This window comes from Streptomyces sp. NBC_01341, assembly GCF_035946055.1.
Classification (GTDB): domain Bacteria; phylum Actinomycetota; class Actinomycetes; order Streptomycetales; family Streptomycetaceae; genus Streptomyces.
This window is the reverse complement of the sequence record NZ_CP108364.1, coordinates 5,999,787-6,019,574: the sequence shown is the minus strand read 5'-3', so window position 1 is coordinate 6,019,574 and position 19,788 is coordinate 5,999,787. Positions and strand designations below refer to the sequence as shown.

The following is a 19,788-nucleotide window of genomic DNA, read 5'->3' as shown; positions in this document are numbered from 1 at the left end:
ACCTCACGCGTTGAACCGAAAACGGTCTGCCACCCCCGTCGGCAGACCGTGGAGCGGTGCGGATTCGGTCCGCAGGGCACGAGCCAATCGTCGAAAAATGGACGTGGTCCGCTCCGGTGCCGCGCCTGCCCGCACTTACGCGACCCAAACACATGTGTGATTCAGGTCACCCGAAGCGCCTGCCGTCCCGGGAACCGCGCGACCGCGGGCCGCTTCCGGTCCGGGGCTCACGCGCCTGCCGCGCCCGGCCCTGTCGGTGGGGTGCGGCATCATCGGGGTGTGACGCGACGCCTGATGCTCCTCGACACCGCTTCCCTGTACTTCCGCGCCTACTTCGGCGTCCCGGACTCGGTGCGCGCACCGGACGGCACCCCGGTGAACGCCGTGCGCGGCCTGCTGGACTTCATCGCCCGGCTCGTGCAGGACCACCGGCCCGACGACCTGGTCGCCTGCATGGACGCCGACTGGCGCCCGCAGTGGCGGGTCGACCTGATTCCGACCTACAAGGCCCACCGGGTGGCCGTGGAGACCTCCGAAGGCGTGCCGGACGAGGAGGAGGTCCCCGACACCCTCTCCCCGCAGGTCCCGGTGATCGAGGCCGTGCTGGACGCTCTCGGCATCGCCCGCGTGGGCGTCTCCCCGTACGAGGCGGACGACGTGATCGGCACCCTGACCGGACTGGCCGCCGGTCCCGTGGACATCGTGACCGGGGACCGCGACCTGTACCAGCTGGTCGACGACGCCCGCGGGGTGCGGGTCCTGTACCCGCTGAAGGGCGTGGGGACGCTCCAGGTGACGGACGAGGCATGGCTGCGCGGCAAGTACGGCGTGGACGGCTCGGGATACGTCGACCTGGCCCTGCTGCGCGGCGACCCGAGCGACGGCCTCCCGGGGGTGCCCGGCATCGGCGAGAAGACGGCGGCGAAGCTGCTGGACGCCTACGGCGACCTGGCCGGGATCATGGCAGCGGTGGACGACCCCGCCTCCCGGCTGACGCCGTCCCAGCGCAAGCGGCTGGACGAGGCGCGGGACTACGTGGCGGTCGCCCCGAAGGTCGTCCGGGTCGCCGGCGACGTACCCCTGCCGGAGTTCGAGGCGGCCCTCCCCCGTGAGCCCCGCGACCCCGCCGCGCTGGAGGACCTCGCGAACCGCTGGGGTCTGGGTGGCTCGTTGCAGCGGCTCCTGCTCACGCTCCAGGCATGAGGGTGTAGCTTAGGTAAACCTAAGTCCACCGGACCTCAGGCATGTCCAGACGCAGGGAGAACCTCGTGGCAGAGCGGCCGCAACGCCGGACACCGACAGCGCAGGGGGCTCAGGTCCTGCGCACCGAGCGGATCACCCCCCACATGGTGCGCGTGGTCCTCGGCGGCGAAGGGCTGGACGGTTTCGCCCTCGCGGGCTTCACCGACCACTACATCAAGCTGTGTTTCGCGCCCGAGGGCGCCGACTACACCCACCCCTTCGACATGGCCGCGATCCGCGAGGACCACCCGCGCGAGCTGTGGCCCACCACCCGGACGTACACGGTGCGCTCCTGGGACCCCGAAGCCCGCGAGCTCGCCGTCGACTTCGTGGTGCACGGCGACGAGGGCCTCGCCGGCCCCTGGGCGGCGCGGGCACAGCCCGGCGACCAGGTGACCTTCCTGGGCCCCGGCGGCGGCTACGTCCCCGAGGCGTCGGCGGACTGGCACCTGCTGGTGGGCGACGAGAGCGCCCTGCCCGCGATCGCCGCCGCGCTGGAGCAGATGCCGGCGGGCGCGCGGGGCCACGCCTTCGTCGAGGTGTCGGACGCCTCGGAGGAGCAGAAGCTCGACGCTCCCGACGGCGTCTCGCTGGCCTGGCTGCACCGCGGCGGACGTCCGGTCGGTGAGGGCCTGGTCGCGGCGGTGGCCGGGCTGGACTTCCCCGAGGGCGAGGTCCAGGCGTTCGTGCACGGCGAGGCGGGCTTCGTGAAGGAGATCCGGCGCCATCTGCGCGTGGAGCGCGGCATACCCCTCGCCCAACTGTCGATCTCGGGCTACTGGCGGCTCGGCCAGAACGACGACGCCTGGCGCGCGGTCAAGCGCGAGTGGAACGAGCAGGTGGAGCGCGAGCAGGAGAACGCCGCGTAACGCACCCGCACGCCCGGAGCCCGGTCGCCCGTCCCCGACGGTGACCGGGCTCCGCGCTTTCCGTGACGGGGAGAGCACGACCGGAGCGCCCGTCCTCCGCGCGTGCGAGCGGACGCCGGGCGTCCCGCTGACGCGTGCGTGTTCGAGGGGAGGGCGTGCGAGGATATCGGGTCGCCCACCAATCCGCATGGCCGCCGGCTCCGAATCACCTAGGAAACCGATGCGTGCTCCGGGAGGAACGTCCGCGTGAAAGAAGCAGTACACATCAGCGGGATCCCCTCGCCAGGGCCCGACCTCCAGGAGCTGCTCGTCCAGGTCGCACGGGGTGACCAGGACGCCTTCACCCGGGTGTACGACCAGGTCAGCGGGCCGGTTCTCGGCCTGGTGCGGAGCGTACTCCGCGATCCGGCCCAGTCGGAGGAGGTGGCACAGGAAGTGCTCGTCGAGGTCTGGCGCACCGCTCCCCGCTTCCAGCCGTCCCGCGGAAGCGCCATGAACTGGGTGCTGACGCTGGCCCATCACCGGGCCGTGGACCGCGTGCGCTCCGCCGAGGCCGCGGCAGCACGGGAGCACAAGGCCGCGCTGCTCGACCGCACGCCGGAGTTCGACGAGGTGTCCGAACAGGTCGAGACCCGGCTCGAGCGGGAGCAGGTGCGGCGCTGTCTGCGGACGCTCTCCGAGCTCCAGCGGCAGTCCGTGACCCTGGCCTACTACCAGGGTCTGACATACCGCGAGGTGGGCGAACTGCTGGCCGTACCGCTGGGAACCATCAAGACACGACTGCGCGACGGACTCATCCGGCTGCGCGACTGCCTGGGGGTGAACGCATGAGCATCGCCGAGCTGCACACGCTGACCGGGGCCTACGCCCTGCACGCGCTGCCGGACGACGAGCGGGTCGCGTTCGAACGCCACCTGGGTGCCTGCGAGGCGTGCAGCCAGGAGGTACGGGAGTTCTCCGCCACCGCCGCCCGGCTCGGGCTCGCGGTGTCCGCGGTCCCGCCGCCCCCGCTGAAGGAGCGGGTACTGCGGGAGATCACGACCGTGCGCCAGGAGCCGCCCTCCCCCGGGCGCGGGGCGCGTGCCGGGTCGTCCGCCGGCCGGGCCGGCAGGTGGACGACGTATGCGCTGGCCGCCTGCGTCGCCGCCGCTGCCGCGTTCGGCGGAGTCGCCGTGTGGCAGAACCAGGTCGCCCAGGACGCCCGGCAGGAGGCGGCCCAGGCGCAGCAGCACAACGAGCAGGTGGCTCAGGTGCTGACGGCGCCGGACGCCTCGACCAGCGTCTCGGACCTGGCGGACGGGGCGCGGGGCGCGGTGGTGGTCTCGAAAAGCGTGAACCGCGCGGTGTTCCTGGCATCGGACCTGACACGGCCGCCCGGCGGCAAGGTGTACCAGCTGTGGTTCAACGACGGCGGCACCATGCGCTCGGCCGGTCTCATGAACCCGGCGGCCACCGACGAGACGGTGCTGCTGGAGGGCCCCGTGGACCAGGCCTCCGGCATGGGTATCACCGTCGAGCCCGCGGGCGGTTCGCAGGAGCCGACCTCGCAGCCGGTGGCCCTGATGGAGTTCCGCAGCGCCTGACGGGTCCCGCGCGGACCACGAAGCACAGACCACGAAGGGTGTGCCCCCGGCCGGTGTCGGCCGGGGGCACACGCCTGTCCGGCTGTCCTGCCGCTCAGCCCCGGCGGGGCGTGCCGGGCGGAAGGGGGAAGAAGCCGCTGGTGCGGGCGACGTACTCCGCGTATCCGGGCCGCCCTTCCATGTGACGCTCCAGCAGGGCCTTGCCGCTGCCCTTCGTGAGCAGCAGGCTCATCACGACGGGCGAGACGAGTGTGGTGGCCGCCACTGCCGGGTCTGCGCAGACGACGAGGAAGAGCCCCCACCACACGCAGAAGTCGCCGAAGTAGTTCGGGTGACGGGTCCAGGACCACAGTCCCCGGTCCATGATCCGGCCCTTGTTCGCGGGATCGCGCTTGAACCGGGCCAGCTGGGCGTCGCCCACCGCCTCGAATCCCAGCCCCAGAGCCCACAGCGCCGCGCCGGCCCAGGCCCATCCGTCCAGCGTCCCGGCCAGGTAGTACCCGGCCTGCACCGGCAGGGAGATGAGCCAGACGAGCGCGCCCTGGAGCAGGTACACCTTGCGCAGGGCGTACAGGTCGGGGTGGCCCGGTGCCTTGGCCAGCATGGCCGCGTAGCGCGGGTCCTCACCGTGGCCGCGGCCGCGCCGGCCGATGTGCACGGCCAGCCGCACACCCCAGACGACGGTGAGCACGGTGACGAGGAGTCGGCGTCCCTGGTCCCCCTCGTCGGCCGATACGGCGTACGAGACGAGGGCGACGGCCGCGAAGCCGAGGCCCCACGCCACGTCGACGATCCGGTGCAGGCGCTTTCGCAGGGCGATCAGGAACGTCACGAGCATGACGGCGAGGGCGGCGCCCGCCGCCGCCCCCAGGTTCGTGGCGAAGGCCGGCCAGGCGAAGCCGTTCACCGGCCGGAGCCGGTGCGCGGCCCGGCGACGACCGGTTCGGCCGGGACAGCACCACTGTGCTCCGCCGCTCCGAGCCCGGCGTACCAGCCGTGGCGGGTGGCCGGCGTGTTCGCCACCCCCTCCGCGTCGGGCCGCACGGACAGGATCTGGTCGACGCCCATACGCCGTTCCTCGAAGGCCAGGGCGCCGCCCACCAGGTAGAGCCGCCATACCCGGGCGGTCTCCTCGCCGACGAGCGCCACGAACTCGGGCCAGCGTTCCTCCAGGGTGCGGTGCCAGGCTTCGACGGTCAGGACGTAGTGCTCGCGCATCGACTCCACGTCACGGACCTCCAGTCCCGCCCCTTCGAGGAGTCCGACCGTCTCACCGAGGGGGCGCATGTGCATGTCCGGCGCGATGTACGACTCGATGAAGGCTCCTCCGCCGGGCGCGGTGGAGCCGCGGGACATCTGCTGGACCAGCGCGCGTCCCTGCGGACGGAGGACCGAGTGGAGCAGCGCGGTGAAGGCCGGGTACTCGGCGTCCCCGACGTGCTCTCCCATCTCGACGGTGGACACGGCGTCGTACCCGCCCCGGAAGTCCGGCAGGCCGGCGACGTCGCGGTAGTCGCAGCAGTGCACCTCGACGAGGTCCTCCAGGCCGCGTTCCACCACCTGTCCGCGCACGTACGCGGCCTGCTCCCTGGCCAGGGTGACCGCGGTGACGCGGACCCCGTGCCGGGTGGCCGCGTGAAGTGTCAGGGATCCCCATCCGCAGCCGATGTCGAGGAGGCGCGCGCCGGGCCGCAGCCCGAGCTTGCGGCAGATCAGCTCCAGCTTGTCGCGCTGGGCGTCGGCCGGGCCGTAGTCCGGCCCGCTGCCGGTCCAGTAGCCGCAGGAGTACGCCATCGTCTCGTCCAGCAGCAAGGAGTAGAAGGCGTTCGACAGGTCGTAGTGGTGGCTGATGGCCGCGCGGTCGCGGGCCTTGCTGTGCAGCGCGCCACTGAGCCCCGCCCTGGCCGCCGGGACGGGCGGGCGGGGGCCGACCGCGCCGAGCCGCAGCGCGGTCCCGGCCGCCCGGAGGCGGTCGGCGATGCCGGGGCGGGGCAGCTCCAGGCCCTGCTGCCGCGCCGCGCGGCGCATGGCGCGCAGCCCGTCCGCGAGGTTGTCGGCGATGTCGATGTCACCGGTGATGTAGGCCTCGGCGAGGCCGAGTTCGCCCGGCTGCCAGAGCAGCCGGCGCAGTGCGCGCCGCGAGCGGACGTGCACCGTGGGGGCACCTTCGGGACCGGTCTCGCTGCCGTCCCACATCCTGATCCTGACCGGTGGCGGGCCGCCGAGGAACTGCTCGATGACCGGGGCGATCCGCTGCGCCGCTCCGGTCCCGGGGGTCTCGGTAAAGGTGTTCACGCGGTGTCCTCACGGGTCAGGAGAATCTGCTGCACATCGAGGTAGCCGGACCGGAAGCCGGCTTCCGAGTAGGCGAGGTAGAAGGTCCACATACGGCGGAAGGTCGCGTCGAAGCCGAGCGCGTCCACCTGGGCGGCCCGCTCCTCGAAGCGTTCCCGCCAGAGCCTCAGGGTCTCGGCGTAGTGCATGCCGTAGGTGCTGCGCTGCCGCGTCCGCAGGCCGGTGTGCGCGGTGGTGACGCGCTCGACGGCCTCGGTGGAGGGGAGCAGGCCGCCGGGGAAGATGTACTTCTGGATCCAGGTGTAGGTGCTGCGGCTGGCGAGCATCCGGTCGTCCGGCATGGTGATGGCCTGGAGCGCGATCCGGCCGCCGGGGGCGAGGCAGCGCTCCAGCGTCCTGAAGTACACCGGCCAGAACTCCTCGCCGACGGCCTCGATCATCTCGACGCTGACGACCGCGTCGTAAGTGCCGGTGACGTCACGGTAGTCGCAGAGTCGCACGTCGATCCGGTCCTCGTGGCCGGCCTCGCGGATGCGGCCCCGGGCCAGCGCCTGCTGTTCCCGGGAGAGCGTCAGGGTCGTGACGCGGGCTCCGCGCGCGGCGGCCCGGAGGGCGAGTTCGCCCCAGCCGGTGCCGATCTCCAGCAGCTCGGTGCCCTCGCCCACGCCGGCCAAGTCGAGCAGCCGGTCGATCTTGCGGTGCTGGGCGGCGGGCAGCAGGTCGTGTTCGGCCGGGAACCCCCGGAAGACGGCGGAGGAGTACGTCAGCGTGTCGTCGAGGAAGAGGGCGAAGAGGTCGTTCGACAGGTCGTAGTGGTGGCTGATGTTGTCGCGCGAACCCTCGGGGGTGTTGGCCTGCGCGGCGGGCTGCCGCAGGGCCCACAGTTTCCGCAGCTTCTGCAGTGGCGCGGGCACCAGGTCGGCCGCGTGCCCGGCGAGGACGGTCAGGACGCCGACGAGATCCGGCGAGTCCCATTCACCGGCCATGTACGACTCGCCGAAGCCGATGAGCCCGCCCGCGCCGATCCGCCGGAAGAAGGCGTCTGGCCGTCGGATCTCCATGAGCGGCCCGCCGAGTCCGACGCTGTCGCGGCCGGCGAGCCGGGCACGCAGCGGGAGCCGGGAGAGAGCACGCCGTACGAGCCGTTCGGCCACGGCGGTCCTGATCCCGGAGGCCGCCGGCTGGGCGGCGACGTCCGGCCATCGGTTCGCGTCCACGCCCGCGAAGGGGATCGTGGCGGACCGGCTCTGGGCCGGAATGGTGCCGCTGCGGGCGGGAGCGGCGGGCGGGTTGGGAGAGGTGGGCACCTTCACTGCATGCCTTCCTGGGTGCGATGACGGGGACGAGGCTGCACGGGCAGCCGGCGCAGGAACAGCCGGACACCGTGCAGGCGGATGGCGGCGGATACGACCACGGTGGAGAAGGGGTGGCGAAGGAACAGCCGGAGCAGCTGGCCGGGCGTCCCGGGGCGCCGGGTGCCGCGCACGGTCGCGGTGAACGGGCGGGCTTGCTCACGCTCCAGGTGGACCGTCAGGTCGAGTCGCCGGTCCGGCTCGGGCAGCCGCATGCGGTAGTCGCCGTCCACCGGGAAGAACGGGGACACGTAGAAGTCCTTGCCGGTCACCGCCCGGTCCTCGGCGTCCGGGCGCAGCAGGTAGCAGTGGCGTTCGCCATAGGTGTTGTGGACCTCGGCGACCACGCAGAGCGGACTGCCGTCGGGGCGGTGGCACCAGTAGACGGTCAGGGGGTTGAAGACGTGGCCGAACACCCGGGCCTGGGTGAGCATGGTGACCGCACCGTCGGCGAGGTCGACACCGCGGGCCGTGAGGAAGCGTTCGAGTCCGGCCCGGACGGTGGGCGCCGTGCCGCCGAAGTGGTCGCGTGCGTCGAACCGGGCCAGCGGGCGCAGGACCGCCGGCAGCCTCGGCGGACGGTCCGGGTCGATGAGCCACAGGTAGGTGCGGTGCCGCAGGGCGTACCTGCGGGGTGCGGTCCGTACGTGGGTGATGGTGCAGGGATAGAGGGCGCCGCTCACCAGGCCACCCCCAGTGCGGCGGCGGCCTCGGCCCCGGAACGGCAGCCGTCCTCGTGGAAACCCCAGCCGTGGTAGGCCCCCGCGTAGGCGGTGACGGGGCCCGAGAGCGCGGGCAGCCGGGCCTGGGCGGCGACGGACTCCGGGGTGAAGACGGGGTGTTCGTACACCATGCGGGCCCGTACGAGGTCCGGGTCGACCCGGTCGGCGCCGTTCAGGGTGACGACGAACCGCTCGGGCGCGTCGAGGTGCTGGAGGCGGTTCATGTCGTAGCTGACGGTGACCCGGTCGGCGTCGGCGGCGCAGGAGGGCATCAGGTAGTTCCACGAGGCCGCCGCCCCCTTGCTGCGCGGGAGCAGCGTGGTGTCGGTGTGCAGCAGGGTGGGGTTGTGCGAGTAGCGGAACGCGCCGAGGGTCTCCCGCTCCTCGTCGGTGGGGTCGGCGAGGAGCCGGAGCGCCTGGTCGGGGTGTGTGGCGACGACCACCGCGTCGTAGTCCTCGGTGGTGCCGTCCTCGGTGACGATCTCGACGCCGTCGCTGTGCCGGCGGATCGCCCTGACCGGGGTGGCCGTCCGTACGGAGTGCACCTGCTTGGCGATGCGGTCGACGTATTCGCGCGATCCGCCCGTGACGGTCCGCCAGACCGGCGAGTCCCCGATCGAGAGCATCCCGTGGTGCTCCAGGAACCGGAAGAGGTATCGGGCCGGGTAACTCATCGCGGTCACCGGGTCGCAGGACCAGACCGCGGAGACCATGGGGGTGAGGAAGTGCGCGCAGAAGTACGGGGAGAACCGGCCGCGCGCGGCGAACTCCCCGAGCGTCATGACCCCGGTGCCGTCGGGCATGGCGAGCAACGCCCGGGCTGCCCGGTGGAATCGCGGCACCTCGGTGAGCATCCGCAGGTAGGGGCCCCGGAACAGGGATCCCGGCCGGGCGAGGAGCCCGGCGGCGCCCCGGGCCCCCGCGTACTCCAGTCCGCACCCCTCGCAGCGCACGGACATGCTCATCTCCGACTCCTGGGTGGACACCCGGAGTTCGTCGAAGAGCCGGAGGAGGTTCGGGTACGTCCTCCGGTTGTGCACGATGAACCCCGAGTCGACGCGGTGCGTCCGGCCGTCCGACGAGGTCAGGTCATGGGTGTGCGCGTGGCCGCCGACGCGGTCGTCCGCCTCGACGAGTGTCACGTCGTGGGCCTTCCCCAGGATGTGCGCGGCGGTGAGTCCCGCCACCCCGCTGCCCACTACGGCTGTTCGCCGCCGCTCCCCTGTCATTCGGGTTCCTTCCGGTGTCGCATGGCTGGCCGGAGCCCTGCTGGAGTGCCCCTCAGAGGTCATTCGAGGCAGCGGGCGCCGCGGATTGGCCGATGATCGGACTTCCTTCGATCGGGTGAACGACCAATCCGCCGGGCGCTCGGCGCCGAACTCCCGGTGTGACAACAGACCGATACGTTTCGCAGAAGCAAGGGGCCCCCGGGTCCCGGCGATCCCGCTGGGCACGCGCCGCGTTCGCCGCGCTCAGCGGTCTGATCGCCGGGTTCACCGCCCTGTGCGTCGCCGAACTGGTCGCGGCTGCCGTCCGTCCCGAGGCGGGTCCGGTCACGGCCGTGGGCGGTGCGGTCATCGACCGCACCCCGCCGGCCGTCAAGGACTTCGCAGTCCGGAACTTCGGAACCGACGACAAACTGGTGCTGCAGCTCGGCATCCTCGCCCTCCTGGCGCTGTTCGCCATGGCGGTGGGGATCCTCGCGCTGCGGCACCGGCTGACCGGCGCTGCGGCCGTACTGGTCTTCGGTGTGGTCGGGGCAGTGTCCGCCGCCGGGCGGCCCGAGGGCCGTCCCGGCGACGTACTGCCTTCGATCGTGGGTGCTCTGGTGGCCGCAGGAGTGCTGTATCTCCTGACCGGACGGCTGGCCCCCGTCGACGCCCCGTCTCCCGCGGCTGGGGAGACGGAAGCAGGGGAACAGGGCACCTTCGACCGCCGCGGGTTCGTCATCGCGGCGACCGCAGCGGCGGCGGCCTCGGCCGGCGCGGGGATCCTGGGGCGACAACTCCAGGCGAACCGGCTGGCCGGGGTCTCCGCCTCGCGCGGCGACATCGTGCTCCCGGCGCCGGGCTCCCCCGCCCGGGCGATACCGGGCGGGGCGGATCTGGGCGTCCGGGGCCTGAGTTCGTTCACCACCCCGAACAAGGACTTCTACCGGGTGGACACCGCCCTGGTGGTCCCGCGCGTCGACGCCGACCGGTGGCGGCTGCGGATCCACGGCAAGGGGGTGACGCGGCCTGTCACCCTCGACTTCCAGGACCTCCTGAGACGCGAGCTGATCGAACGCGACATCACGCTGACCTGCGTGTCCAACCAGGTGGGCGGACCCTATGTGGGCACGGCCCGGTGGATCGGCGTACGTCTGGCAGGCCTGCTGCGCGAGGCCGGGGTGAAGCCCCCGTCCGAGGGCGGTCCGGCCGACCAGATCGTGGCCCGCTCGGTGGACGGGATGACGATCGGCTCCCCGGTCGAGGAGGTCATGGACGGCCGCGACGCTCTGCTCGCGGTGGGGATGAACGGTGAACCACTGCCGTTCGACCACGGCTTCCCGGTCCGGATGGTCGTCCCCGGCCTCTACGGCTACGTCTCGGCGTGCAAGTGGATCCAGGACATCGAGCTCACGACGTTCGACGCGTACGACGCCTACTGGGTCGAGCGCGACTGGTCCCGCGAGGCGCCGATCAAGACCCAGTCACGCATCGACACCCCGCGTCCCTTCGCAGCTCCGCGAGCGGGGACGGTGCCCGTCGCCGGTGTCGCCTGGGCCCAGCAGCGGGGCATCGCCAGGGTCGAGGTCCGGGTCGACGGCGGCGAGTGGCACACCGCGCGGCTCGCCGAGGAGGCCGGCCGTGACACCTGGCGCCAGTGGGTGTGGGAGTGGCCTGCCACGACCGGCAACCACACCCTCGAGGTCCGCGCCACGGACCGCACCGGCGCCACACAGACCGACAAGCGGGTCGGCACCGTACCGAACGGTGCGACCGGGTGGCACTCGGTGGTGGTCGATGTGACCTGACCACCGGCTCCCCTCACCGAATCTCTTTTCCCCTTCACTCTGTTGAACAACGATTCATCCAGGAGAACACCATGAACACCCGTCACCTTCGCCGCATCGCCGTCACCGTGTCCGCCGCGGCCCTGCTGCCGCTCGCGCTGACCGCGTGCTCCGGCGACTCCGACACCTCCGCGTCCGACTCCGGTGCGGACAAGGCCGCGTCGAGCGCACCGGCCAAGGAGACCAAGCCGATGGACGAGCCGTTCGGTCCGGGCTGCGCGACGGTTCCGAAGGAGGGCGCGGGCTCGTTCGCGGGCATGGCCCAGGACCCGGTCGCCACGGCCGCGTCGAACAACCCGGCGCTGTCCACCCTGGTCGCGGCCGTCAAGCAGGCCGGCCTCGTCGACACCCTGAACAGCGCCGAGAACATCACGGTGTTCGCCCCGACCAACGACGCCTTCGCCAAGATCCCGAAGGCCGACCTGGACAAGCTGCTCGCCGACAAGGCCCAGCTCACCAAGGTGCTCACCGCGCACGTCGTCGGCCAGAAGCTGACGCCGACGCAGCTGGAGAAGGGCTCCTTCGACACCCTGGCCAAGACGAAGCTGACGACGTCGGGTTCGGGCACCTCCTACACCGTGAACGACTCCTCCAAGGTCGTCTGCGGGAACGTCCCGACCGCCAACGCCACGGTCTACATCGTCGACACCGTCCTGATGCCGGCGAGCTGACCCGACGGCCGTCAGTACGCTGACGGCAAGACGCCGACGAGCCCCGAGGACCGCGCTCTCCGACCGAACGGCCGGAGCGGCGCGGGCCGCGGGGCTCGTCGGCGTCGGTGCGGTGGTCGGCTCCGCGGTGGGTGACGCGCTGGGCGCACCCTTCGAGTTCGGCGCCCCCGGTGCGCACAGTGCCCGCTTCCCGGACGGGGCCGGCGCGATGTGCGGGGGCGGCGGCTGAGATCCGGGAGAGGCGACGGACGACGCGACCGAGTTCAAGGGCGCCGGCGCCGTGTGGCCGTGCCTCGGGACGGCGGTGTGGGCCCGCGCACCACCGGGAGCTTCGAGCAGGCTCTCGGAGCAGCGGTGGACGTGGGCGGGGACACCGATAACCGTGGCGGCGGTCACGAGTGGACCGGCGGGTGCGGTCTACGGCATCGAGGCCGTCCCGGAGCACTGGACGCGCCCCCTCCACGTACCGCTGCCCGGATACGGGAGCCGGGTACTGCGGGTCGCGGACCTGGTCTCACTGGCCGGACGGCTCGACGGAATCACAGGAATTGGTCACCAGAAAAACTACACATAAGGGACATGTAAGAGCACACTGGTCAGGAGAGCACAGGACCGCCTTCCTGACTGCGGTCGCTCCGGCAAGTTCGAAGGAGACCATCCTCATGAGTAACCTCTCACACACCGGAAGGGACCTCTCCGGGCATCCCGATGCCGAGGAGATGCGGGCCCGCCACGACCGGGTGATGGGCGGCGGACGCACCACAGCCATGGCCGACGCACCGGTGTTCCTGCTCGGTCTGTACTGCGCCGTCTCTCCGTGGGTTCTGCACTTCACGGCGAGTCAGTCCTCCCTCGTGACCCACAACCTCGTCATCGGCATCGCGATAGCCGTGCTGGCACTCTGCTTCACCGCCATGCCCGAGCGGATGACGGGCATGAGCCTCGCCATCTGCGCACTGGGTGTCTGGCTCATCGTGTCGACCTGGGTCGTGGGTTCCGGCCCGGACCTGGGCGTGATCCTGAACAACGTCATCGTCGGCGGCCTGGCGGTCGTGCTGGGGGCGGTCTGTGCGGGGGTCGCGTTCAAGAACAAGAAAACCTGAGGGGGTAACACACGAGTGGCCACAGGCGAACCGCCTGCGGCCACTCCTCTGCCCTCGCGGGAGGCTCGGCCCACCGAGACCGCCCGCACGGAGGCTCAGCCCACCGAGCTGTACGCCACCACTCCCCGCAGCACCGCGTCGACGGCCTTGTGTGCGTTCTTGGCCACCGAACTCCCGTCCCGGGGCGCGGCGGCCGCGATCTGGCCGAGTACGTCGATGACCTGCTTGCACCACCGAACAAAGTCACCGGCGGGCATCTCCGCCTCCCGCAGCACCTCGTCCAGCGTGCGGCCGGAGGCCCACATGTAGACCGCCCAGGCGAAGCCGAGATCGGGCTCGCGCTGGCCGACGCCTTCCGTCTGGCTGATCTTGAAGTCCTCCTCCAACGCGTCGAGCCGGCCCCAGATACGGACCATCTCGCCCATCGCCACCTTCGCGGGACCCGACGGAAGCTTCGGCGCCACGACGTCGTCCGCCTGACGTGCTTCGAAGACCAGCGCCGAGACGCACGCGGCGAGTTCGGCGGGATTCAGCCCCTCCCAGACCCCGTCACGCAGACATTCGCTGGCCAGCAGGTCCAGTTCACCGTAGAGCCGGGCCAGCCGTCGGCCGTTGTCCGTGACCTCGTTGCCCCGCAGGTAGTCCAGCTCGGTGAGGAGCGCGACGATGCGGTCGAAGGTGCGGGCGATGGTGTTCGTCCGGCCCTCGATGCGGTTCTCCAACTGCCTGGTGTCACGCTGCAGCCGGTGGTAGCGCTCGGCCCAGCGGGCGTGGTCCTCTCGCTCGTCGCAGCCGTGGCAGGGATGGGCCCGCAGTTCCGTGCGCAGCCTGGCGATCTCACGGTCGTCGGCCGCCGCCGCGCGCTGCTTGCGGTGCCGCCCCGGGTCGATGTGCCCGGCCTTGCTCCGAAGCGCGGAGGCGAGGTCGCGGCGCGACTGCGGGGAGCGCGGGTTGAACGACTTGGGGACCCGCATCCGCTCCAGCGGCTCGACCGGGACCGGGAAGTCGATGTGGGCCAGCCGCTTGACCTGCCGCTCGGCGGTCAGCACGAGGGGACGCGGGCCCTCGGTGTACTCCAGCCCCCGATGGCCGTTGGCCCGCCCCGCGGGGATCCCGGGGTCGAGGACCAGCGCGAGCCCGGCGAACTTGCCGGTGGGCACATGGATGATGTCGCCCGGCTTCAGCTTCTCCAGGGACGACGCCGCTGCCGCACGGCGCTGGGCGGCGCCCTGCTTCGCCAGGTCCGTCTCCCGGTCCTTGAGGTCACGGCGCAGCCGGGCGTACTCCTCGAAGTCCCCGAGGTGGCAGGTCATGCCCTCCTGGTAACCGGCGAGCCCCTCCTCGTTGCGCTGGACCTGACGGGAGATCCCGACGACGGACCGGTCCGCCTGGAACTGCGCGAAGGACGTCTCCAAGAGCTCGCGCGAGCGGTGCCGCCCGAACTGCTGCACCAGATTCACGGCCATGTTGTACGAGGGCCGGAAGCTGGATCGCAACGGATACGTGCGCGTGCCCGCGAGGCCGGCGAGCGCGCCGGGGTCCATGCCCCGCTGCCACAGGACGACCGCGTGACCCTCGACGTCGATGCCGCGGCGCCCGGCGCGCCCGGTCAGCTGGGTGTACTCGCCCGGTGTGATGTCGGCGTGCTGCTCGCCGTTCCACTTGACGAGCTTCTCGAGCACCACCGAGCGTGCCGGCATGTTGATGCCGAGTGCCAGGGTCTCGGTGGCGAAGACGGCCTTGACCAGGCCGCGGACGAACAGCTCCTCCACGACCTCCTTGAAGGTGGGCAGCATGCCCGCGTGGTGAGCGGCGATGCCGCGCTCCAGGCCTTCCAGCCACTCGTAGTAACCGAGGACATGGAGGTCCTCGGGGGGAATGGACGCCGTCCGCTCCTCGACGATCTCGCGCACCGTGCGGCGCTTGTCCTCGTCGTTCAGCCGCAGTCCGGCCTGCAGACACTGCTGCACGGCGGCCTCGCAGCCGGCCCGGCTGAAGATGAAGGTGATGGCGGGCAGCAGCCCCTCGGCGTCGAGCCGGTCGATGACCTCGGGCCTGGACGGGGTCCAGATCCGGCTGCGCTGCCGGCGCTCCCTCTCACGGTCGGCCTCGCGCACCATCTTCCCGCGCCGGCGGTCACGCGGGTTGTATCCACGCTGGTTCTCCATCCGGGCGAGCCGGACGAGATCCGGACTGACCTCGCGGCGTCCGGTGCCCCGGCCGCCGTGGTCGCTCTCCTCCTCGAAGAGGTCGTACATCCGGCGTCCGGCCATGACGTGCTGCCACAGCGGCACGGGACGGTGTTCCGAGACGATCACCTGGGTGTCGCCCCGGACGGTGTCCAGCCAGTCGCCGAACTCCTCGGCGTTGGACACGGTCGCCGACAGCGAGACCAGGGTGACGGACTCCGGCAGGTGGATGATCACTTCCTCCCACACGGCCCCGCGGAAGCGGTCGGAGAGGTAGTGCACCTCGTCCATGACCACGTAGCCGAGGCCCGTGAGGGACTGGGATCCCGCGTACAGCATGTTGCGCAGGACCTCGGTGGTCATGACCACCACGGGCGCGTCCGCGTTCACGCTGTTGTCGCCGGTCAGCAGACCGACCTTGTCCGCGCCGTAGCGGCGCGCGAGGTCGGTGAACTTCTGGTTGGACAGCGCCTTGATCGGCGTGGTGTAGAAGCACTTGCGGCCCTGCAGCAGGGCGAGGTGGACGGCGAACTCGCCGACGATGGTCTTGCCCGACCCGGTGGGGGCCGCGACCAGCACCCCCTTGCCCGCCTCCAGGGCCTGGCAGGCCTCGATCTGGAACGGGTCCAGACCGAATTCGTACAAGTCGCGGAAGGGCCCGAGGGCCGTCGCCTGCTCGGCGGCACGCACCCGGGAAGCCTGGTATCGCTCAGCTGGTGAGAGGTCCTCTGTCATCTTGATACGAGCCTACCCGCCACGTATGACAGTCAGCCCGATCTTTAATTCACGCTGCGAGGACCCTGACCGCGCGGGGTACGCAGGTGGCGGTCAGCGGCAGGGCACCCATCGGTTCACCGTCCGCGTAGGCCGTGACGCCGGCAGCCGCCAGCTCGATCGAGGAGACCCGGTGCACGGTGACCACCGGGTGCCCCAGGTGTGTCCCCCGGTACACCTTCGGGAAGACCTTGAGCAGCGTGGTGCGGCTGCAGTCGCCGACCACGGTCACGTCGAAGAGTCCGTCGTCCATGACCGCGTCGGCGCAGATCCGCATGCCGCCGCCGTACGTGGTCCCGTTGCCCACCGCGATCAGGGTCGCCTCGATCTCGGTCACCGGACCGCCGTCCAGCCTGACGCGGTACGGGATCGGCTTGAAGGCAGCCAGCTCGGCGAGGAGCGCCAGGTCGTACTTGAACCGTCCGCCGGCCCACCGCATCCGGTTGCCCCGGTCGTTCACCCGGGAGTCGAAGCCGGAGGCCAGCACGGAGCCGAACCAGCGCTCACCGACCCGGCCGAGGTCGATCTCGCGCACCGACCCCGCCTTGAGGGCCTCGGCGGCGAGGCGTCCGGCGGCGGGGTCCCTGACCGGAAGACCCAGGGCGCGGGCGAAGTCGTTTCCCGTGCCGACGGCCACGGCGCCGAGCGGTGTCATGGTTCCGGCGACGGCCTGGAGGGCGAGGGACATCATCCCGTCCCCGCCCACGGCTATCAGTGCGCCGGTGCCGCCGGCCACGGCCTCCCGGGCCCGGCGCAGGGCGTCGTCGGCGTCCTCGCCGAGCACGGTGCGGACGGAGAAGCCGGCGTCCCGCAACGCGGAAGCGGCCGGCTGCGCGGCACGCGCGCCCCGGCCGCTTCCCGCGGTGGGATTGACGAAGAGGGTGATCTCGCTGGTCACCTGCGGGACCCTACAAGGTCAGGTGATGTCGTCGTAACCGTTGAGCCGGTGGGACCGTCCGCCGTCCGGGTCGCCGCTCGCCTGTTCGGGCAGCGCGGCACGCGGAGTGGAGACGCCTTCGACCGCACCGACGGGCTCCGGGGTGAGGTCGAGCCGCGACGCCTCGTCGTCGTCCAGCTCGGCGTCGGGGTTCGCCCGCCGCTTGCGCTTGTCGTTGAGCAGGGAGATGCCGACCGCGATGAAGTACAGCACCGCGAGCGGGCCCGCGAGCAGCAGCATCGAGATGGGCTCGCCGCCCGGCGTGGCGATGGCGGCGAACGCGGTGAGTCCGACGATCATGCCGCGCCACCAGCGCAGCATGCGGACGCCCGACAGGACCCCGGTCATGTTGAGGAGGATCAGCAGCAGCGGCAGCTCGAAGGCGAGCCCGAAGACGATCACCATGCGGGTGATCAGGTCGAGGAAGTCGTCGAGGGGCAGCAGGTTCTTCACGTTGTCCGGCGTGAAACCGAGCATGATCTGCGCGGTCTGCGGCAGGATCGTGTACGCCAGGAACGCTCCTGCGAGGAAGAGCGGGACCCCGGCGGCCACGAAGCCCATCGAGTAGCGCTTCTCCTGCTTGTGCAGGCCGGGGGCGACGAACGCCCACAGCTGGTACAGCCAGACGGGAGTGGCCACCAGCACGCCCGCCGTCAGGGACACCTTCAGCGCGATGGTGAAGGGGGACAGCAGACCGTTGGTGGTCATCTCCGCGCAGGGCCGGCCGTTGATCATGGTCACGGCGCCGTTCCTGCAGCCGACCGAGTCAAGGATCGGCTTCATCAGGAACTCGAAGATGTCCTTCTGGAAGAACGCCGCGGCGATCACGGCGATCACGATCGCCAGGACCGACTTCAGCAGCCGGTTGCGCAGCTCACGCAGGTGATCGAGGAGGGGCATCCGCCCCTCGTCGTCCTTCTCCTGCTTGCGGGCAGACTTGAGCAACCCACTTCCCTCGTCTCGTGCGGCAGCTGCCGGTCGTGCGGATCAGCTGTCAGCTCTGGGTGGTGGGCTTGGCCTCGCCGACGGGGCGGGAGCTGGAGACGTCTCCCGGAGCGGCCTGGATCGTCCGCGCGGTGTCGGCGACGGTCTCCGTGGTGGGCGCCGCGGGCTCGTCGTCCTTCTTCATGGCCTTCGCCTCACTCTTGAGGATGCGGGCCGACTTGCCGAGCGAACGCGCCATGTCGGGAAGCTTCTTGGCACCGAAGAGCAACAGGATGACAGCGATGATCAGAACGATCTCGAGGGGCTTCAGATTGCCGATCATGTGCGACTTCCTTCTCAACTGAGGCGTTTGGAGGGTGGGCTCGCTACCCGTTCGCCCGGACATACGTCCGACTTGCGCTGGGAGCGATCGTAACCCGCAGGGGTAAACACGGGGCAATGCCTGTGCGTACTCCCGATTGCGGCCCACACCTCCCTGCCTGGGCCGCTCATGCAGCGTACCCCCCGAACCGGTGAATCTGGAGGCCGCGACCGGTTAACGCAGGGCCTCACCCGTGTCGGCGAGGGTGGTGGCCGCTCTTTCGAGATCCTCCGCCGCTCGGTTGATCCGTCGGGTGGTCGCACTCACCTGCTTCGCGAGCCGCTGTGCCTCGATGAAGACCTTGACGGCCAGCACGCCGAGTACGGCCAGGCCGAGGAATCCCAGAGCGATGGCGAGCATGGGCCAGAACATGGACTGAGCCTCGATGTGTTCGGGTGCCGCGGGGCGGCCTGTGGGGGTTTACCGCAGGGCGGTGTGGAGGCGCAGCGTCCGTACTCCGCCGCCGCTGAGGAGCTCGATGATGCGCTCCCCGGCCGGCTTGCGGACCGCGGAGCCGCACTCGGGGCAGGTGAAGGAGTAGAAGGTCGTACGGCGGCTGGCCCCTATCGCCAGTCGCAGCGCCCCCGCCGAGAGTTCGAAACGCTCGCGGCAGTCCGGACAGGCGGCCCGGAAGCGTACGGCGGCGGACACCGCGACCGCGGGCGGCCCGGTCCGCATGCCGGATATCGCAGTCATATGACCTTTGTCTCCTCGGTGCACCGGTGCCCTCCGCTCAGATCGCGTCGTCGTAGCCGGCCAATGCCTCACGCGCCGCCCGTCGGGCGCTCTCGGCAAGGTCCTGCGGGGCGGTGATGTGTCCTTCCCCGCCCAGCCGCAGGGCCAGCCTGCGCAGCGAGGCCGGGTCGGGGGTGCGCAGCGTGATCCGCAGCCCGCCGTCGGGCAGTTCCTCCGCGCTGTCGTGCGGGTAGTACTCGGCGACCCATCGGCCACCGGGCCCGACCTCGACGACGACCTCGGGGTCCTCGGCGGCCGGCTGGACGAGCCCCTCGGAGAGATCGCGCAGCTCCAGCTCCGGCGGGGCGGAGGGAGCGTCCAGCAGTCGGATCTCCGCGACCCGGTCGAGGCGGAACGTCCGGCGCGCCTCCGTGAGCCGGCACCAGCCCTCCATGTAGGTGTGGCCGACGGCGAACAGCCGGATCGGGTCCACCTCGCGCTCGGTCAGCTCGTCGCGGGCCGGTGAGTAGTAACGCAGCCAGAGCCGGCGCCGCTCGGAGATGGCCCGGTCCACGTCGGCGAAGACGCCGCCCTCGGACTCGAAGGTCACCGAGAGCCGCGAGCTGGCGGCTCCCACCTCCCCGGCCGCGGTCTCCAGCTTCGCGGTCGCGCGCACGAGCGCGGCGCGGTCGCTCTCGCGCAGGCCCGGGAGGGTGGCCACGGCACGGGCAGCGACGAGCAGCGCGGTGGCCTCGTCGGCGGCGAGCCGCAGCGGTTCGGCCACGTCGTCCGGGTTGTGCCACCAGATCCGGTCGCCGTCGGTGTCGATGTCGAGCAGGTCCCCGCCGCGGAAGCTCGTCCCGCACATGGGGAGCACGTCGAGGTCGGAGATCAGCTCGTCCTCGGTGATACCGAAGGCCCGGGCCACGTCCTGGACGTGGGCGCCGGGTCGCTCCCGGAGATAGGTGACCAGGGAGAGCATCCGCCGGGTCTGGTCGATCGCGTTGGTCGCCAT

19 protein-coding genes and 1 pseudogene are annotated in these 19,788 nt (G+C 71.3%); 8 read left to right on the top strand and 12 right to left on the bottom strand.

Translation table 11 applies throughout. The annotated features are described in order from the left end of the window. The first annotated feature begins 294 nt into the window (after window positions 1–294). The 4 genes from OG206_RS26525 (at window position 295) to OG206_RS26510 (ending at window position 3,694) form a co-directional block, all read left to right on the top strand. Complete coding sequence (locus OG206_RS26525; RefSeq protein WP_327122415.1) at window positions 295–1,203, top strand: 5'-3' exonuclease; 909 nt, start codon at window positions 295–297, stop codon at window positions 1,201–1,203. A gap of 65 nt (window positions 1,204–1,268) precedes the next feature. Next, window positions 1,269–2,111 (top strand): siderophore-interacting protein, encoded by an 843-nt coding sequence (locus tag OG206_RS26520; protein ID WP_327122414.1) that lies wholly within the window; start codon window positions 1,269–1,271, stop codon window positions 2,109–2,111. 246 nt (window positions 2,112–2,357) lie between these two features. After that, entirely contained in the window at window positions 2,358–2,942 is a 585-nt protein-coding gene (locus OG206_RS26515; RefSeq protein WP_327120354.1) for a sigma-70 family RNA polymerase sigma factor, read from the top strand. Beyond that, a complete protein-coding gene (locus OG206_RS26510) occupies window positions 2,939–3,694 on the top strand; it encodes an anti-sigma factor (RefSeq protein WP_327120352.1) in 756 nt (251 codons plus the stop codon). Before OG206_RS26515 ends, OG206_RS26510 begins: the two co-directional genes overlap by 4 nt. 94 nt (window positions 3,695–3,788) lie before the next feature. Here the strand turns inward: OG206_RS26510 and OG206_RS26505 are convergent, their stop codons facing one another. Genes OG206_RS26505 through OG206_RS26485 form a run of 5 tightly spaced genes read right to left on the bottom strand, consistent with a single transcriptional unit; the run spans window position 3,789 to window position 9,292 of the window. Next, window positions 3,789–4,601 carry a DUF1295 domain-containing protein gene (locus OG206_RS26505; RefSeq protein WP_327120350.1) on the bottom strand — a complete coding sequence of 271 codons (813 nt, stop codon included), beginning with the start codon at window positions 4,599–4,601 and terminating at the stop codon, window positions 3,789–3,791. Further along, window positions 4,598–5,989, bottom strand: coding sequence for a cyclopropane-fatty-acyl-phospholipid synthase family protein (locus OG206_RS26500; protein WP_327120348.1), 1,392 nt, complete (start codon window positions 5,987–5,989; stop codon window positions 4,598–4,600). Before OG206_RS26500 ends, OG206_RS26505 begins: the two co-directional genes overlap by 4 nt. Continuing rightward, on the bottom strand, window positions 5,986–7,248 hold the full coding sequence (locus tag OG206_RS26495; protein ID WP_442805963.1) for a class I SAM-dependent methyltransferase: 1,263 nt from the start codon (window positions 7,246–7,248) through the stop codon (window positions 5,986–5,988). The genes OG206_RS26500 and OG206_RS26495 overlap by 4 nt, the downstream gene beginning before the upstream one ends. A 50-nt stretch (window positions 7,249–7,298) precedes the next feature. Then, on the bottom strand, window positions 7,299–8,024 hold the full coding sequence (locus tag OG206_RS26490) for a DUF1365 domain-containing protein (RefSeq protein WP_327120344.1): 726 nt from the start codon (window positions 8,022–8,024) through the stop codon (window positions 7,299–7,301). Beyond that, window positions 8,021–9,292 carry an NAD(P)/FAD-dependent oxidoreductase gene (locus tag OG206_RS26485; RefSeq protein WP_327120342.1) on the bottom strand — a complete coding sequence of 424 codons (1,272 nt, stop codon included), beginning with the start codon at window positions 9,290–9,292 and terminating at the stop codon, window positions 8,021–8,023. Before OG206_RS26485 ends, OG206_RS26490 begins: the two co-directional genes overlap by 4 nt. A gap of 158 nt (window positions 9,293–9,450) precedes the next feature. On the opposite strand from OG206_RS26485, the gene OG206_RS26480 reads away from it, so the two are divergent. The 4 genes and pseudogenes from OG206_RS26480 to OG206_RS26465 all read left to right on the top strand — a co-directional run bounded on the left by OG206_RS26480 (window position 9,451) and on the right by OG206_RS26465 (window position 12,892). Continuing rightward, entirely contained in the window at window positions 9,451–11,079 is a 1,629-nt protein-coding gene (locus OG206_RS26480) for a molybdopterin-dependent oxidoreductase (protein WP_442805902.1), read from the top strand. Window positions 11,080–11,150: 71 nt separating this feature from the next. Next, window positions 11,151–11,789 (top strand): fasciclin domain-containing protein, encoded by a 639-nt coding sequence (locus tag OG206_RS26475; RefSeq protein WP_327120341.1) that lies wholly within the window; start codon window positions 11,151–11,153, stop codon window positions 11,787–11,789. Between the two features lie 112 nt (window positions 11,790–11,901). Next, window positions 11,902–12,363: pseudogene (locus OG206_RS26470) on the top strand (ADP-ribosylglycohydrolase family protein). An 88-nt stretch (window positions 12,364–12,451) separates the two neighbouring features. Next, window positions 12,452–12,892: an SPW repeat protein gene (locus OG206_RS26465; RefSeq protein WP_327120339.1), complete on the top strand. Its 441-nt coding sequence runs from the start codon at window positions 12,452–12,454 to the stop codon at window positions 12,890–12,892. Window positions 12,893–12,987: 95 nt separating this feature from the next. Here the strand turns inward: OG206_RS26465 and OG206_RS26460 are convergent, their stop codons facing one another. The 7 genes from OG206_RS26460 to OG206_RS26430 form a co-directional block, all read right to left on the bottom strand. Then, window positions 12,988–15,816: a DEAD/DEAH box helicase gene (locus OG206_RS26460; RefSeq protein WP_327120337.1), complete on the bottom strand. Its 2,829-nt coding sequence runs from the start codon at window positions 15,814–15,816 to the stop codon at window positions 12,988–12,990. Window positions 15,817–15,865: 49 nt separating this feature from the next. After that, window positions 15,866–16,753 carry a diacylglycerol kinase gene (locus tag OG206_RS26455; RefSeq protein WP_327120335.1) on the bottom strand — a complete coding sequence of 296 codons (888 nt, stop codon included), beginning with the start codon at window positions 16,751–16,753 and terminating at the stop codon, window positions 15,866–15,868. Between the two features lie 18 nt (window positions 16,754–16,771). Next, a complete protein-coding gene (tatC, locus tag OG206_RS26450; RefSeq protein WP_327120333.1) occupies window positions 16,772–17,737 on the bottom strand; it encodes a twin-arginine translocase subunit TatC in 966 nt (321 codons plus the stop codon). Between the two features lie 49 nt (window positions 17,738–17,786). Further along, the gene (gene tatA, locus OG206_RS26445) at window positions 17,787–18,059 is read right to left on the bottom strand and encodes a Sec-independent protein translocase subunit TatA (protein ID WP_327120331.1); all 273 of its coding nucleotides are present in this window, start codon (window positions 18,057–18,059) and stop codon (window positions 17,787–17,789) included. A gap of 213 nt (window positions 18,060–18,272) precedes the next feature. Next, a complete protein-coding gene (locus OG206_RS26440; protein ID WP_327120329.1) occupies window positions 18,273–18,470 on the bottom strand; it encodes a hypothetical protein in 198 nt (65 codons plus the stop codon). A 48-nt stretch (window positions 18,471–18,518) separates the two neighbouring features. After that, window positions 18,519–18,794, bottom strand: a complete 276-nt coding sequence (locus OG206_RS26435; protein WP_327120327.1) for a hypothetical protein — start codon at window positions 18,792–18,794, stop codon at window positions 18,519–18,521. A 37-nt stretch (window positions 18,795–18,831) separates the two neighbouring features. Next, window positions 18,832–19,788, bottom strand: coding sequence for a helix-turn-helix transcriptional regulator (locus OG206_RS26430; RefSeq protein ID WP_327120325.1), 957 nt, complete (start codon window positions 19,786–19,788; stop codon window positions 18,832–18,834).

What these genes read in the sequence shown, in the direction of transcription:
- OG206_RS26525 (WP_327122415.1), top strand. Translation starts at nt 295, where the DNA reads ATGCTCCTCGACACCGCTTCCCTGTACTTCCGCGCCTACTTCGGCGTC.
- OG206_RS26510 (WP_327120352.1), top strand. Translation starts at nt 2,939, where the DNA reads ATGAGCATCGCCGAGCTGCACACGCTGACCGGGGCCTACGCCCTGCAC.
- OG206_RS26485 (WP_327120342.1), bottom strand. Translation starts at nt 9,292, where the DNA reads ATGACAGGGGAGCGGCGGCGAACAGCCGTAGTGGGCAGCGGGGTGGCG.
- OG206_RS26475 (WP_327120341.1), top strand. Translation starts at nt 11,151, where the DNA reads ATGAACACCCGTCACCTTCGCCGCATCGCCGTCACCGTGTCCGCCGCG.
- OG206_RS26465 (WP_327120339.1), top strand. Translation starts at nt 12,452, where the DNA reads ATGAGTAACCTCTCACACACCGGAAGGGACCTCTCCGGGCATCCCGAT.
- OG206_RS26460 (WP_327120337.1), bottom strand. Translation starts at nt 15,816, where the DNA reads ATGACAGAGGACCTCTCACCAGCTGAGCGATACCAGGCTTCCCGGGTG.
- tatA (WP_327120331.1), bottom strand. Translation starts at nt 18,059, where the DNA reads ATGATCGGCAATCTGAAGCCCCTCGAGATCGTTCTGATCATCGCTGTC.
- OG206_RS26440 (WP_327120329.1), bottom strand. Translation starts at nt 18,470, where the DNA reads ATGTTCTGGCCCATGCTCGCCATCGCTCTGGGATTCCTCGGCCTGGCC.
- OG206_RS26435 (WP_327120327.1), bottom strand. Translation starts at nt 18,794, where the DNA reads ATGACTGCGATATCCGGCATGCGGACCGGGCCGCCCGCGGTCGCGGTG.
- OG206_RS26430 (WP_327120325.1), bottom strand. Translation starts at nt 19,788, where the DNA reads ATGGCGACCAACGCGATCGACCAGACCCGGCGGATGCTCTCCCTGGTC.